Source organism: Butyrivibrio sp. AE3004 (assembly GCF_000703165.1).
Lineage (GTDB): Bacteria > Bacillota > Clostridia > Lachnospirales > Lachnospiraceae > Butyrivibrio.
In genome coordinates, this window is the sequence record NZ_JNLQ01000002.1 from 2,759,032 (window position 1) to 2,774,722 (window position 15,691).

The following is a 15,691-nucleotide window of genomic DNA, read 5'->3' on the forward strand; positions in this document are numbered from 1 at the left end:
TTTATGACTCTTCGCAATCCAAATATATTCTTTTATATGAAATAAACATCACAATAAGCATCCATAATATTCTTTCCGTCGTGAGCTTTGCAACAGTAAAATATGCCAAAAAAATACTCAGAAACGAATAAAAAAATGCAATACAAAAACTATCTTTATATTTGCTAAATGTTTTATAGGATAACAGCAAAATAGAGCTATATAATCCTAAACATCCTATAAGGCCAACAATACCACGATTAATAAACACTGCTAAGTATTCAATATCTATTGACTTAGCTCTGAATTGTCTATTCCCAGCAATTACATAAACAATATTGTTAAAAATATACCCTGTTCCACCACCAAAAATATAATTGTGCTTTGCAATTTGTTGAAGTAATGATAATTGACTAATTCTGGAAAAAACAGCATCTTCATTACCACCAGAATCCGAAATTGCAAAATTGCCACCAAATGCATTCAGTGTTCCTAAAACAGTATCTCGAAATATTGAAAACATATTCGGAGATAACAATATCAAAAGCAATCCAAAAAACAATCCTATACCAATAACCTTCAAATACGTTTGTCTTTGCTTTTTTCCGATTTTAAACATTGAAATACAAAATACTATTCCAAAAACAGCAATAACACCGCGAGACATCGTCATAATTAAGCATGCCACCCCTAGCATATACAATAAATACAGTTGTTTTCTCTGTTCTTTATTAATCATATGCATAATTAATGGTAGCAAAGCTATACAATATAGTCCTAATGCTATGGCATGTCCAAATGAAAAAGCTGCACGAACACTATCATATCTTTCATAACTACTAATTAACATGTTTTCTCTTGATCCAGTGTCGAGGAACGTTGACACGACGTTAAATTTTGTCACTGTTTCTAATACACCCATAACAAAAACAACTGCTGATGCAGAAATAAGCGCATTCATACATCCCTCAAATCTTCTCTTTGTAGAAATTTGAGTAGTCATAACATAGAAAAAAATGATATTTTCCAAGATAACACTTATATATGTTTTTATAGATGCAGATTCAGAAACATGTGCTAATGCCACAGCTGTTTCACACAAAAAATAAACCAAAAAAGCTTTTCCAAACATTTTATCTTTAAAAATGTTTTTAAAGACCATTCTTCTATTAAACAATGCTCCAATCATAATTATTAGTAAAATCCTAGATGCAGTAAAAAGAGGGAGCGATTCACTGAAACTAACCGCCAAATATTCTGGTAATATTGGATATAAAAAAACAAAGTAATACAATAGATACTCTTTATTGAACACAAAGAGTATAATTGCTACAAAAACAATAAGAAAAAGTACCCCTAACGCCATGAAATTCCTCCACTCATCATCTTTTCCCGAGCAGCAAACTTAACCTGATAAAGCATTCATTAAGCTTATTTTTATATTTTATCCTTGGTTCGAAAGTAAGCATAAGTCTGTTCTTTATCTTATTTTTATAATTTGCAATGCATTCTAAATACGCTTTATTCACTTCAGGAATAAACTTAGAATACAACTTAAGAATATCATTGGATTGATCCGCAATTGAAATATCTCGTCTTGACAACAAAAATCCAATTCTATATGTAATAGCATTCCAATAACCAACCCCTCGTCCAACTACATTACTTTCATGCTGCCTATATCCCATATGGGCTTGATTATCATATATAGCCTTCCCCCCTACTGAAGCACAAACCGCTTGAATAAAAAAATCATGCATAATTATGCTTTTAGGTCTAGCTGCACTTTTTAAAATTGCCACCAATTTTTTATTAAGAACCATAGTGCACCCCATACAACCGCCACAACACAAATAATGAAATATATTCTGTTCATTCAAGTCATCATTTTCTTTATATACTGTACCACCACATTTTTCGCCATATCGATCAATCAATCTTGCATTACAATAATAATACGCTGGTATATTATCATAATTTTTTAAGAAATCGACTGCTGTAATCAACTTGTCTTCATCCCATATATCATCTTGGTCAGAAAATGCATAATAATCTGCTTCCGGTGCTTTTCTTATCAATTCCATAAAGCTTAATGCTGGTTTAAGATTTTCTCCGGTGAACCATGAAAGAACACCTTCATTCTTTTTTTGTTCCAATATAAATTGCGTATTATCATTAGATCCATCATCTCTAACTAATAATTTAATATCTACCCCTTTTTGTAATATTATACTTTCTATCTGTTTACCTAAAAATTCTTTACCATTATAGGTTGACATTAATACAGCAACTAACATTTGCAAATTATCCTTTATACTATTTAGTTAGATATAATTCTCCAACTCGACTCCCTAATACTTTAAGGGAAAAATTTTTTTGAAATATATCATAACCATTACTTGCTAATTTTTCCAAAACACAATTATCATTAGCTATCGTCTTTACAGCATTACAGAACTCACTTATCATTTTAGGCACAATTAGAGCATTTATTTCATTTTTTACATATTCACAAATAGAATTAGATTCTGTAATTATAATGGGTTTTTTGTATTGCATAGCCTGCAACATTACTAATTGCCCTGATGAAATATTCTGTTCTTTTAAAGGAATCAAGACAGCTTCACACCTATCTAAAATCTTTAAATATTCCTCGCCTCGAATAGTATTAAATATATATACATTATTTGGAATATCAGTTATATGATCTAGCGTATCCGTAATAACAACAATATTGTACTGGCTTAGTTCATTAGCACATCTGAACAAAAAATCATAATCTCTATTACTTCTTCCCACAGATAAAAAAAACTTCTCTGGCAATTGAATTGTTGTTGCTTCCAATTTTTTTTTCTCAGGTATACCAAGTGGCATATATGTAAATAATGCAGCATTGACATCAAATAATTCACTATAATAATTTACTTCATTTTTTGAAAACACAACAATGTAATCAATATATCCTGATTGCAAGATTTTTTTTATAAATCTAAAGTATAGATTTCCCAAACATCCCTCTTTTTTTTTGTATATAAAAGTCATCACCGTTAGTTCTACAGTTTTTTTTGTTCGAAATAAGATACAATAATATGCAAAAATCAGTCCATAAAATTGTTGCCACGATATTATTTTTTCATAGCGTTGTCTTCTAATAAAAATAGAAAAAGCATGCCAAAAATAGCCGATAATTCTCCTCATATTGAATAATTTATTTTTTATTATTCCTGCATTATCCCAGCATACTATGGACCATTCTAATTTACTACCAATTTGTACCCCAGAAGCGAATTCCCACTTATCATCAACAATCGTATCTGTTAAAATCACATTTTTTTTCATATGAAACTCTTTAGCTTCCTTTTCTTTATAACTATATCAAAAAATAATAATACATTATCAATTACTTATTACTCGCAATCTTAATAGTAGTTGTTTCAAATCTTGCCTCATGCATTGCTTAGGAAGCATTTTAAACACAAGGACATTAAAGCTTTCATTCATAAGCCTTTTAAAGAATTCTTTTCTTCTATGATGTTCAATTGAAGGATGTCTTAGCTGATGATTATTATCTATAGCCTTTTTTAAATCAACTGGATGTAAACAAAGCCTTGCATTATGAAGAAGTTCTTTGCCTTTATCCGTCTGACATAGAACTAATGATATACCTTTCTTTTGCTCCTGTATTGGCAACTCACTGCCCCAGGAATCTCCCAATGTGATGTCCGACACACGCTCTATACCAGCGTATCTACAACTATAGCAATTCTCTGTGCAAATTAGTGAATTTATAAATGCTATTGAATATCTATCACTTACTCCATTTGTAATAATCCCCTTTTTGTTCCCATAGACCATATACTTAGCTTTTATCCTAAATGAGATATCCGTAAAAGTGGATAATTTCGTTTTATATTGTTTTAAGAAAATATCTAAAATTTGTGGCGATGGACTACCATGACATATTAAATCGATTGTATATAAATCAGAAGTAAGCTTTTCTCCAACATAATTCAGCATACTGGACACTTGACAAGGAAGACCTATAAACAGTACTTTTTCACCTATAACAAGCAGGTCTTTTACTGCTTTGTATGCACCTATTGGATTACTTTTTACATATTTTGATCCCGCAAACTTTATCAATTCTTCCTTTTTACGTGCAACATCAAAAATAAATTTTCCATCACGAAATACACATGCGAAAACTACTCCTCCTAAATCAAGAAAATATTCCGCAATTGTAATAGCAGCTCCTCCTGAAGAACTATTTTTTCGAACCTGCCCATCTTCAGCCCATCCTTGATGCCATTCTATAGGTTTTCTCAACGTTGATGGATTATTATATTGACAAACCTTGCGACACATATTGCAATTAACACATTTCTTCTCATCTATAATTGCATTATATGAGACTAATGAATCTTGTATCGTAATTGCTTCTTTAGGGCAAGCATCTACGCATGCCATACACCCAGCACATTTATCTAATTCGCATACAGTCATGAAAAAATAATCCCTTCCTTTTTTACTCTGAAATCATTTTCTTCAAAATTTCTTTAGACTCTGCTCTTTTCTGTCTTAGTATCCTATTGGCGAAGTCAAATGATATACTAATGTCTTCCAGATTCTTACTATTATCAGTTAATATTCTTTCAGATAAATTAGTCATATTTAAAATACTTACATTGCGTGTACCGGTATTATTATTGGGCAACACCTCAATAAAAGGGGTATTAAATGTAATAGCAAATGCAGTACCATGAAACGAATCTGTTACCATTAGTTCAGCATTTTTAATATATCCAAGAAATTCAGCAACTGATGGACACCACACAAACTTCCCCGATCTTGTAATTTGATGCAAAGAAGCAGATACTCTAATCAGTTTTAACCCTTTCTTCTTAGCTATCGTTTCAGCATAGCGCCCCAGATTCTTATCGTTATGTAATTGATATACTAATAAATACTTTTCAGTATTTATTTCCTTAGCATATTTACTCCAAAAATGACTATCAAAAAGCAAAGTTGGATCCACAACTTGTTCAGCCTTCTGGCCAATATCTTTTAGAATATTGACTGCACTGTCTTCTCTAACTGAAATAGAATTATATTTTTTTAAATGCTTGCTAAAATAGTCTTTAAGCTCACCGGTCATATCTGTATGTCCAAAACTAGCTGCATAGGCTATTCTTTTTTTGTTCTCAGCAAAAGAAAGGCAATACACATCATCATACGTCCCATCACTAACCGGTCCCCAAACCTGATCGCTTCCTGTCATATAAACATCTGTTTTAGGACAATCTGCTATTAGTTCAGCTTTTGAGCTATAGTTCCTTGTTAGCTTCAAGTATTTTTTTCTTTGCTTTTCGAATTTACTCCCTGCAATAACACTTTCAGGCTGTCTTAATAACAAATAAATAAATCTACTAAGTAAATTCTTATTCCATGAATTTTTCTTTCTAAGTAATGTTTTTTCAACATTCTTGTAAGCTTCATCCATTCGAATATAATCTATTATTTCGCAATCATATCCCAATTCCTCTATCGCAGTTTGCGTTGCAAATGCTTGTAAAAGAGAACCATAATTTGTTATTGCATGCCTTGTAATAACACCAATTTTCATGTAAAGACTCCAAAAGATTACTCCGCCAACTGTGCTGCAATATCAGCATCAACTATCTCTTCACCGGTCTTATTCTTAAGTTGCTCCATTGATGCAGCAGACAGACCATTGTTAATTACACAGTTCATGTCACATGTACTGCACTTGTCAAGTTCTTCCTTAGTTACTTTTCCATCTCTAAGATCACGAACAATCTTGTTCTCATACATACTGTATTTCTTCTTGGTCCAGAACTTAAGCTTGTGAGTGATGACCCACCATGCAGGAACCCAGATGTATTTATGCATTGCAGGAGATACTGAACCAATCATCCAGCAATCTCTGTCACAGCAACGAACCTTCTTCCGAACCGCCTCTGCCTCAGGTGAGCTCCAAAGCTCATCCCAACTCTGCTCGTTAAGGTTACCCATAACCTCTTTATCCTTAGTTCCGTTACAAGGCATAACGTCTCCATAGGGATCAATAAAGAATGTATCAAATGACATATCACAGGGAAGAAGTCTCTTCTGTCCATAAATGTAGTTGATAAGTCCATGATTGAAGTATGCTCTGAACCACTTCTTAGGGCTCTTGCTTGCAAGAAGCTCATTAACAAGGTTCTCAAAATTCTGTGCAACCATCGGACGATCTTTGATTATGTTCTTTGCTTCAACGAAGTAGAAACTGTTGTGAAGCGATGCGGTTGCAAACTCCATGCCCATTTCGTCAGAGAGCTTATAGAGCGGCACAAGGTCAGGTGCATTCTTATCCTGAACAGTCATACCGAAACCAACGTCCTTCATACCCATCTCACGAAGCTTTTTCAGAGTCTGATAACCTCTCTGATATCCATTCTCAAGACCTCTGATCTCATTGTTTGTATTCTCAAGGCCTTCGATAGAGATACGAATACCAATCTGAGGAAACTCTTTGCATAGATCTACTATTCTGTCTGTAAAAAAGCCATTGGTAGAAATAACAATACGGTCTGACTTTTTATAAAGCTCACGAACAATATCCTTGATATCAGTTCTGATAAAAGGCTCACCACCTGTGATGTTTGTGAAATACATCTTAGGAAGTTTCTTAATTGTTTCAATAGAAATTTCTTCTTCTGGTTTACTAGGCGCCTTGTATCTATTGCACATAGAGCAACGAGCGTTACATCTATAAGTTACGATAACAGTTCCATTTAATTTTTTCTCTGCCATTTTTATCTCCTTAGATACTTTTTCTTCAACTATCCATGTATTAGCTTTATGCTGCTTCTTTTAGTTTCTTTTCAAATCTTGTATATCGAGTCGGATATACAAGAAAATCAAGCGGTTTTATCTTATCCATTACAATCATTGCTACAACTGGTCCAATAAAGCTCACCATCACTCCAAGTAAAATATGAATTATGCTATTATGAACTCCCATTTTGATCAAGACAGACCTTAATGGAGCTGCAAATAATGTGTGCATCAAAAAAATAGGCATTGTATATTTTGCAAAAAATCCCCAATATTTACTTTGAGTTCCTTCCTTAAATGCATTCTGCATAATGCCAATTATCCCAAAACAAGCCATAATTCCAAGAGGAAATTTTATTCCCTTAATAGATATCATTTCTATCTGTATCATTACACTCAGAATTGCAAATGAAGCTATCAAAACAACACTAGTTATAAGGCGTACGCTTGAAATAATCCTCCTTGCTATAGCCATCCCCAGAACAAACCATACCCATTCTGATAATAATTTATCTACCGCATAGATATCCAAATAAAAGCCCATCAAACTAACAACTTTGCATATAACGCTCATACTCAACAACAAATATATATGTTTGTTTTCTTTTGCTGTACAAGTTATTACAAAGATAAAAAACAAGATGTACAAATACCAATATGGAGATGCCGGATGTCTAAACAACGTATCCACCACCCCCCCAATTTGAGTATTGACAGCTGATGAATTAGCCTTTTTTAGTCCCCATGTCAAAATTGAAAATACAAAATATGGGACACCTAGTGCTACAAACTTTTTCAGAATGTTATTTTTCCACTCTTGAAGATTACTCACACATGAATACTTTTGATACAAATATCCACTACAGATAAAAAACAAAGGAACATGAAAATAATAGATTGTTGTATTAAACCATTCATACAAAAAATTATCTTCTATGATATTTGCTTTTACCATGGATTGAAAAAAATGTCCCAGCACAACAAAAACGCAAGCCACAACCTTGACATTATCAACCCATATATCTCTTTTCATCTCATAGTTCATATTCTCATCCTTCATAAATAGCCATCAGTTTATCCATGTACTCATCAATCGTATCAAAGCTCAGTTCCTTGCACTCATCATGCATTACTTTCGCCTTGTTATCATCCTGCCATATCTCATGGACAGCATCGCAAAGTGCATCCACATCACCGCTGTTATATAAAAGACCTGTTTTTCCCTCTTTTATAAGTTCAGGAATTCCGCCGATGTTTGCACCTATTACAGGTGTTCCGTAAAGCTGTGATTCCATTACTGAGAATGGGCAATTTTCATACCACTCTGAAGGGTATACTGAAGCTTTCGCTTTTCTTATAAGGCTTGAGAGTTCATCTCCACTCTTAAATCCCACATTCTGTATGTTTTCAACGTTTTCAAGCTCGTTTTCAAGAGGTCCTTTTCCGGCAAATATGAAATTCACCTCAGGCATTCTCCTGGCAGCTTCGATCAGGGTTCTAATTCCCTTTTCCTCAGAGTATCTTCCAAAGTAAAGGATGTAGTCCTCTTTTTCTGCCTCAACCCACGGAATAGCTTCTATGAAGTTGTGGATTGCTATTGTCTTCTTCGCAAAAAGCGGATTACTGTCAAGCTTGCTTTTCATGAACTTACTGCAGCAAATGAATGAATCTATGTATTTATATGTACCTCTCTTTTTCCAATAACTGGCTTCGAGTGTACCTATAAAGCTCTTAGCTGTACTTCCATGGATACATTTACCCTTAGTACAGTTCATAAAGCTACCCCCAAGGCATTTTTCACAATTCTCATGTGTGCCCGGATTGTTGCACATATGGTTAGGACAAACGAGCTGATAATCATGTGCTGTAAATACTATCTTGCACTTATGCCCGGTCTCTTTTCTCCACTTAACTATTTCGAGGATTATTGATGGAGTGAGCTGATAGTTGAAATTGTTGAGATGTACCACATCAGGCTTGAAGTCATCGAGTACACGCCTGATTTTCACTCTTGCATCCTTGGAATATATAGTTTTTAATGGATAAGTCATTTTCTCAAGCTTACTCGCATTGTGGAAGTCCATGTCAGAGGTATAAGCATTCACATTGTTGCCTACACATCTGCCCTCATGCTCCATACCGAAGTACTGCACCTCATGACCATTAGCCACAAGAGCTTCGCCCAATTTAAAAATGTACGTCTCCGATCCCCCATTGGGATAGAGAAACTTATTAACCATTAATACTTTCATACGAAATCCCCATAAACACGCACTTTTTACAAGTCTAAATTAAATTGCATCAACAATGTCGCACTTTTGTTAAATCTTAAATTACATTTTTATCCGAGTTAAAAGTTTATAATAATTTTATAATTTCGGCAATTGTCACATCATGAAAAATAAATTTCACAATCAGATGTTATTTAAGACATATTTCACAAATGGATTTTGTGCCTCGGACACGAGGCTCGATATTCCGCAATTTGCGGACATGTGTATTGATATTTAGATAAATCTTAACTTTTTAATTTATTAATAAACAATTAACATAAAATACCTTCCCCCTTAGAGGGAAGGTAATAGCAAATATATATTGCATATTTTTCTTTTTTTATTGTTTGAATTAGTTCTTCATAAATAACTTGGTTATCCAAATCATCTTCAGATTAATCTATGATAATAACATCACTATCATGTTGTGTTAGCATAAAAAGAATCAAAGCTGATGCTCTCTGCCCTAAAGAATGCCTACTGAGCGATTTACCATGATATGATACCTTTTCTGTCAGCTCTTTATCATGAATTCTTTGTCTGTCCAATTCTCTCATATATTTTCTTGTGACCTTAGATTTTTAACATACTGATTTAACAATGTCATTTAATCTGGCAATATCTGAATCAAGTATTCCATCTACTATAACTTTGGTACAATATACCTACAATTTTTTATATACTATTCCTATGCATAATATCACTAATTATTTCATAGGTTTCTTCCCGGATTCCGGATTTTTCCGCAAACTGTTGCCATTTTCCAATAGCGTCAGTAACCTTATCTATTATTGCATTAATTCTCGTTTTCTTAATTCCCATATTGATGCCGGAAGTAATGATATCTTCTCTAGTTATATTTTCTGTCTTTTGATTGATTCTCATCTGATGAGCTTTTAGCCATTTATTTTCCGGTGAATAGGCAAAGGTCAGATCATATGCCGGTGCCAGTCGCCATGTACCCTTTCTATCCATGAGAAAAGAGATATTTTTCACATGATCATCCTGATTAACAGCTATAACGTTGAAAACCATTCTTCTGAAAAGTTTCTCTATTTCATTGACGCCAAGGCGCATCTCATCCATATACATTGCTGCCTGCTCATAGCTGCAAAGCCCTGGGATATTATAGTCTATATGACCTATTGCTGAGAGTGTCTGCATATGAACCTTTTTACCATCTACTCTGTCGAATCTCTTGGTCATAAAATGATTTCTTCCGTTTTCAGGCAGGATTCTACATTCGCTCATTTCTATACCTGCGTCTATTGCCATTTGATAATGGGTATATTCTACGCTGTCTTCAAGATTATGATCGCCATTTTTACCAACCCCATCAAATTTAATTAGCCAATAATCAAATCCATCTCCTGCCTCAATCTGACCGGATCTGATTTCATTTGACTGTTCATTCCAGGCAATTATAGCCTTAGCTCTGGCACCTCCCGCTGAAGTTCCAAGCTGTAAAAGTTGAGAGTATGTAAGCTCTTTCCATTCATCAATCACTATGTTTTTTCTCTTGTTTAATACTTCCGACGCAAATTTTACCATCTCATCTACATCAACAACGTCCCCCCTGTTGTTCGTCGGCCCCATAGCAGGTCATCTACTTGACTCACTATGGCTTTGATAAATTTGTAGTTATTGAAATTTTTCACTCATCCGTACCAAATTGCAGCTTTTCCTTAAGTTTCCTTCCGGTAGGTGTTGTTGCAAGGCCGCCTCCCGCAGTTTCTTTAAGTGTAACAGACATCGCATCCCCGACTTCCTTCATGGCATCGATGCATTCATCAACAGGGATATTTGCCTTTATTCCGGCAAGTGCCATATCAGCACTGGAGAAAGCTATCATAAGTCCCGACACGTTTCTTTTTATGCATGGTATCTCAACAAGTCCTGCAACAGGATCGCATACAAGTCCCATCTGGTTGGAGATTGCCATGGCACAGGCATCTGCGCACTGGGAAGGTGTTCCGCCCATAAGCTCTGTGAGCGCAGCTGCTGCCATAGCCGCCGCACTTCCGCACTCAGCCTGGCATCCGCCCTCGGCTCCTGCGATACTTGCCCTGTTTGCTATGACCATTCCCACAGCACCTGCTGTAAACATGGACATGATAATGTCCTTCTCATCAAAGCCTCTGTCTTCATACAAAGACACAAGGCACCCAGGAAGTATCCCGCAGCTTCCTGCAGTCGGAGCCGCAACAATCCTTCCCATGGAAGCATTGCAGCCCGCAACAGAGAGCGCTCTTGCTATTGCCTTTGATAAAAAGCTTCCGCACAGGCCTCCGTCATTATTTTCCACATACTCGTTCATACGGTAACCTTCTCCGCCTGTGAGTCCTGAGGTTGAGCGCTGGTCTTTTTTCATGCCTTCCGTTACAGAGCTTTTCATAACTTCAAAGCTTATCTCCATCTTTTCATAAAGAGTCTGCTCTGTCATTTCCATGCTCTTTGCCTGATCCTCCAGCGCAAGCTCGCTTATCTTGATGTTCCTTTTTTCAGCTTCTTTTACAAGTTCATCTATGGTTTCGTATTTGATCATATTTTCCCTCAGACTCTCTTAATCAGTATGGCATTAAGAACATGCTCTATCTGTCTTATCTCACTTACAAGTGTCTCCGGAGGCTTATTGTCTATCTCTATGGTCATTATCGCTTCTCCGCCCTTTTCCTGTCTGGATAAGTGAAAGTTTGATATATTAAGGTCCTCATGTTCCCAGTGCATCATATTTGTCACGCTGGCGATTACCCCGGGCTTATCCTCATGCATTACGAGTATGGTATTGTTTTCTCCGTTGAAATTAACCTCCATCCCGTTTATCTGATTTACCAGTATATTTCCGCCTCCGATGCTTGCTCCCTGCATCACACCTTCCGTTCCGTCATCAAGAAAATAGTGGATTTTGGCAGTGTTTGGATGAGCACCCTTTATGTTTTCCTTTAAAAATATGTACTCTATCCCTCGCTCCTTTGCTATTTCCAGGGCATCCCTTATTTCGGGTGAGTAACTTTTATAGCCCATGATTCCGGCAAGAAGAGCCTTGTCTGTTCCGTGCCCTTTGTAAGTCTGGGCAAAAGAACCGGATAAAGTGATCTCAACTTTATTCAGTTTCCTCTCATCTATAAGCTTGTTTACTACTCTTCCAAGTCTCACCGCACCTGCAGTATGGGAACTTGATGGGCCGATCATGATAGGCCCTATGATATCAAAAACGTTCATTTAAACTCCTTACATTTTCTTCCATGGTCTCATATTTTTTATATACCTTGCAATCAGATGTTTCCTTAAATATTCGGCATCTCTTACTTCTATGCCGGTTGCGTCTCTTCCTGCAAATCTCTGTCTGTAATAAACCTTAAAAATGTGACCTGATAATTCCCTCAAATTCTTTATATCAAGTCTGTCTCCTTCAACCATCTCACCCTCAGGTAAATATTGTAGGTAATCTTCAAGGACATTTGCCATCTCGCCTGGCCCCAAAAATTCCCTGTTCATAAGCCACAAAATATCTTTCATATTCTTTTCAAGTTTTCCTGAGAGTGGAGCCGCTCTGTATCTGAGCTTTCTTATTAATATAACTGCAATCACCATAAGTACCACGTAAAGTATGAGACCAAGCAAGATTGTCCCCATGGTTTTTGCAATTACTCTCACATCAATAAAATGTATTTCACCCTCACCTGCACCGGCTGCCTCGTCATCAATAGCTTCCTCAGCCTCCTCGGGAATTTCGGGGATGTAGAATTCATCTTCTTTTTTCTCTACAGCCTCTTCACTATCTTCTATTGTACTCTCAGCCTCAGGCATTGTTATGTTCCATCCGGTATCGATTGATGTCCTTCTGACTGCTGTCGGTTCAAAAGGAACCCATCCTATTCCTTCAAGGTAGGCTTCAACCCACACGTGTGCCCTGTCACCGGTTATTGCAAAGGTTCCGGTCCTTGTATTCGGAAAAGCATAGCAGTAACCCTCAACACATCTTGCGGGGATTCCACTTATTCTAAGAAGCTGCACCATGGCGTTTGCAAAGTGTACGCAGTAGCCTTTTCCTGTTTCAAAAAGGAATGCATCCACATAATTATCGTAGCTGTTATCAACATTTGTTGAATACTTGTACTGTCTAAGATATGCCTCAACAGCTCTGCAGGCTTCATAATCACTTTCCGCATTCCCGGTTATTTTTTCTGCAAGCTCTCTCATCCTTGGAGTTACCATATCTCCAATTTTCAGATATTCCGAGTTATCTCTTTTTTCAGAAATCCATTTATTGTAATCCCTTTCGCTAATGCTTCTGCTTAGCTGGTAGTCATACAAAATGCTGCAGTAGTCTTCCATTTCGGAGTATGTAGGCCACTTGATATTCACAGGTTTTTCCATTATTTTCTCAAGATACCTGCTGCCGTAGTCCACATTTAAATATGCCGTATTATATATATCGTCCTTTTTATGGGTTCTCTTAAATGTAGTCCCGGTATCGTCCAATTCATCCTGTTTTCCGTAGTCTATCCGCAGGGTATTTTCCGGCCTTATCACATCCCTGGTCCGTAAGTATCCGAGTTCTATGGATAAATTTTCAATTTTCCCGTAGCACTTTGCTTCCTCTCTTGTAACATCATGTGAGTATAGTGCATATAAAAAATCCAGAATTTTCCTACCCTTTATATCCTCTGCTATATCTTCGGGGTTATCAGTCATTATCTTACCGGTAAGGTAGAGACTGTCCATAGTCCCCTTTGTGGAAACGTAAATCTCCTCTCTGTCATTACCCGTAATGCTCCCGGGGGCCGCTCCAAGTCCGCTGTAGCCGCTCTGGTAAACAGAGCCCTCCCCAAGTCCCGACAGATAATATCCCGTATTTTCCGCAAGGGTCTCAAAGCCATCCTGAATTCTGTATCCTATTCTTGATACAAAGCTCCAATCTATCGGATTATCGCTGACAGGGATGAAGTAAACAGGTATTTCCAGAAGAATAAAGAACACAAGCCACCTGTATCTGATAAATATGCTGCTATTTCCCTGTGTGATCAGACTAAATCTCCACAGCATAACAAGCGTAAGTACCAGTGCCATTGCGATAGCAAGCTTAAAGACCTGATATCCGTATACGCTTTGCCATACAATAAACGCATCCTCTGCAATTATCAAAGCTGCAATGAGGATCTTGATCCTTGAAAGTGCATGCAGTACAAGGTAAGCTACCAGTGCTGCTGCCACAATAGTTCCTATCGCTCCGAGCATTGACTTTCCGGTCTCTTCATAGTAAGCCGCATCCATCATCGGCAGCTCATGGAAAAACATGAAAAGCAATCCGGTTATTACTATCTGGGCACCTATGATGAACCCGTCCCCTACGCTAAGTCTTCCGAGAAGAAGCATTACCTCAAAAAGACAATAACTGCCAAGCAGAATCCCACCAAATGCAGGATTCCACAAAAGAACTGCTGTGGCAAAAAGCAGTATCCTAGTTATTGCCGTTTCTGATTTCCAGAAAATGTTCTGTTCCGTATTCACTTTCTCTGACTGTGATAATGATACTGTCCTGCTCATTTTCCGCCATGCTCTCGCTTTCTTTTGCAAGCTTTTCCATATCACTTTCCCTGTTATAAAAAGGGCCCTTTGCTATATCTTCATAGAATTCCGAAAAGCTGCCAAGTGATGCAACCTGTATGTTTTTCAGTTCACCTCTTGGGTACAGAATCTGTATGCTCTCGCCTTTTTGTGCGTAGTAGTAAGCTGCAGAAACTGCAAATTCCAAAAAGTAATCTCTTCTTTTTATAAATTCAGGGTCGCTGTTTCCGGAAGCTTTGTTCTCCGCTATGAGCACCAGTGCTATTTTCCGAAGTTCCAGTGTATCCGGCGTTCTGCTTATCAGTTCTCCCGCAGCTGCGCTGGCTTTCCAGTGAATGCTTTTTATAGGATCCCCCTCTCTGTATGGCCTGAATTCATTGCCGGGGATTGGCTCTTTTAACACAAGACTTCTTATCCTGCTGCTGTTTTTTAGATTTTCAAAATCAAGAACCTTGTTCGCCATATCCGTGATCATCGGCATAACTGTCACTCTGTAAGGAGCAGGAACCTGAAAAACAGCGCCAAAAATTCCGAAGGGGTCCTGAAAACATGCGCTTATCAGTCCTACATTGTAGGTTCCCGCATACTTGCAGCACACGTTTCCATTAATGACAACTCTCTCATTTGGCGTGAGGTTAACGACCTTTTCTGCTTTTAAAAGCGTTGTTGCAAGAACTTCCTCTGTTAATAGTCCCGCATCATTTATTCTGAAAAAACCTGCATCCTCAATAGTAAGGGAATACGGTTGTTCCTCATTTTTCATAACACGCCTTGAAGGGAGTTCCTGATATACCTGGAAAAAATGATTGCTTACAAGAATGTAAACAGCCGAGATGGGCAGATAGAAAAGCATACTGAAAAGGCACATATACGGAAGCGCACCTCCCATATATGATGCCCATACTATAGCTGCTATTAAGATTAAAAGAAAAACAATCAACCTTTTATAATTGATTTTCATTACAGCACCGTAAAGATATGTTCTTTAAAAGTTATATTCTTCAATATATAGTTCACTGCTTAACATTAAA

The 15,691-nt window shown here is 36.8% G+C and carries 13 protein-coding genes; all 13 read right to left on the reverse strand.

Going from position 1 to position 15,691, the window contains the following annotated elements; all coding sequences use genetic code 11:
• Position 1: 1 nt before the first annotated feature.
• The 13 genes from BV60_RS0114885 to BV60_RS0114945 all read right to left on the reverse strand — a co-directional run bounded on the left by BV60_RS0114885 (position 2) and on the right by BV60_RS0114945 (position 15,621).
• Positions 2-1,345, reverse strand: a complete 1,344-nt coding sequence (locus tag BV60_RS0114885; protein WP_029322995.1) for an O-antigen ligase family protein — start codon at positions 1,343-1,345, stop codon at positions 2-4.
• A 16-nt stretch (positions 1,346-1,361) separates the two neighbouring features.
• Positions 1,362-2,276, reverse strand: coding sequence for a glycosyltransferase (locus tag BV60_RS0114890; protein WP_051656775.1), 915 nt, complete (start codon positions 2,274-2,276; stop codon positions 1,362-1,364).
• Between the two features lie 19 nt (positions 2,277-2,295).
• Entirely contained in the window at positions 2,296-3,318 is a 1,023-nt protein-coding gene (locus tag BV60_RS0114895; RefSeq protein ID WP_029322999.1) for a glycosyltransferase, read from the reverse strand.
• A 57-nt stretch (positions 3,319-3,375) separates the two neighbouring features.
• A complete protein-coding gene (locus BV60_RS0114900) occupies positions 3,376-4,482 on the reverse strand; it encodes a Coenzyme F420 hydrogenase/dehydrogenase, beta subunit C-terminal domain (protein ID WP_029323001.1) in 1,107 nt (368 codons plus the stop codon).
• 22 nt (positions 4,483-4,504) lie between these two features.
• Positions 4,505-5,602, reverse strand: a complete 1,098-nt coding sequence (locus BV60_RS0114905; RefSeq protein WP_029323002.1) for a polysaccharide pyruvyl transferase family protein — start codon at positions 5,600-5,602, stop codon at positions 4,505-4,507.
• A gap of 17 nt (positions 5,603-5,619) precedes the next feature.
• Positions 5,620-6,792 (reverse strand): radical SAM protein, encoded by a 1,173-nt coding sequence (locus BV60_RS0114910; RefSeq protein WP_029323003.1) that lies wholly within the window; start codon positions 6,790-6,792, stop codon positions 5,620-5,622.
• A gap of 46 nt (positions 6,793-6,838) precedes the next feature.
• Positions 6,839-7,861 (reverse strand): acyltransferase family protein, encoded by a 1,023-nt coding sequence (locus BV60_RS22795; RefSeq protein WP_029323005.1) that lies wholly within the window; start codon positions 7,859-7,861, stop codon positions 6,839-6,841.
• A 4-nt stretch (positions 7,862-7,865) separates the two neighbouring features.
• Complete coding sequence (locus BV60_RS0114920) at positions 7,866-9,068, reverse strand: glycosyltransferase family 4 protein (RefSeq protein ID WP_029323006.1); 1,203 nt, start codon at positions 9,066-9,068, stop codon at positions 7,866-7,868.
• 696 nt (positions 9,069-9,764) lie between these two features.
• Positions 9,765-10,685 carry a type II toxin-antitoxin system HipA family toxin gene (locus tag BV60_RS0114925; RefSeq protein ID WP_051656776.1) on the reverse strand — a complete coding sequence of 307 codons (921 nt, stop codon included), beginning with the start codon at positions 10,683-10,685 and terminating at the stop codon, positions 9,765-9,767.
• A 58-nt stretch (positions 10,686-10,743) separates the two neighbouring features.
• Entirely contained in the window at positions 10,744-11,634 is an 891-nt protein-coding gene (gene sdaAA / locus BV60_RS0114930; RefSeq protein ID WP_029323010.1) for an L-serine ammonia-lyase, iron-sulfur-dependent, subunit alpha, read from the reverse strand.
• Positions 11,635-11,642: 8 nt separating this feature from the next.
• Positions 11,643-12,311: an L-serine ammonia-lyase, iron-sulfur-dependent subunit beta gene (gene sdaAB / locus BV60_RS0114935; protein ID WP_029323012.1), complete on the reverse strand. Its 669-nt coding sequence runs from the start codon at positions 12,309-12,311 to the stop codon at positions 11,643-11,645.
• Positions 12,312-12,320: 9 nt separating this feature from the next.
• On the reverse strand, positions 12,321-14,639 hold the full coding sequence (locus tag BV60_RS0114940; RefSeq protein WP_081846713.1) for a transglutaminase-like domain-containing protein: 2,319 nt from the start codon (positions 14,637-14,639) through the stop codon (positions 12,321-12,323).
• Positions 14,554-15,621: a DUF58 domain-containing protein gene (locus tag BV60_RS0114945; RefSeq protein WP_081846714.1), complete on the reverse strand. Its 1,068-nt coding sequence runs from the start codon at positions 15,619-15,621 to the stop codon at positions 14,554-14,556. The genes BV60_RS0114940 and BV60_RS0114945 overlap by 86 nt, the downstream gene beginning before the upstream one ends.
• Positions 15,622-15,691: the final 70 nt, after the last annotated feature.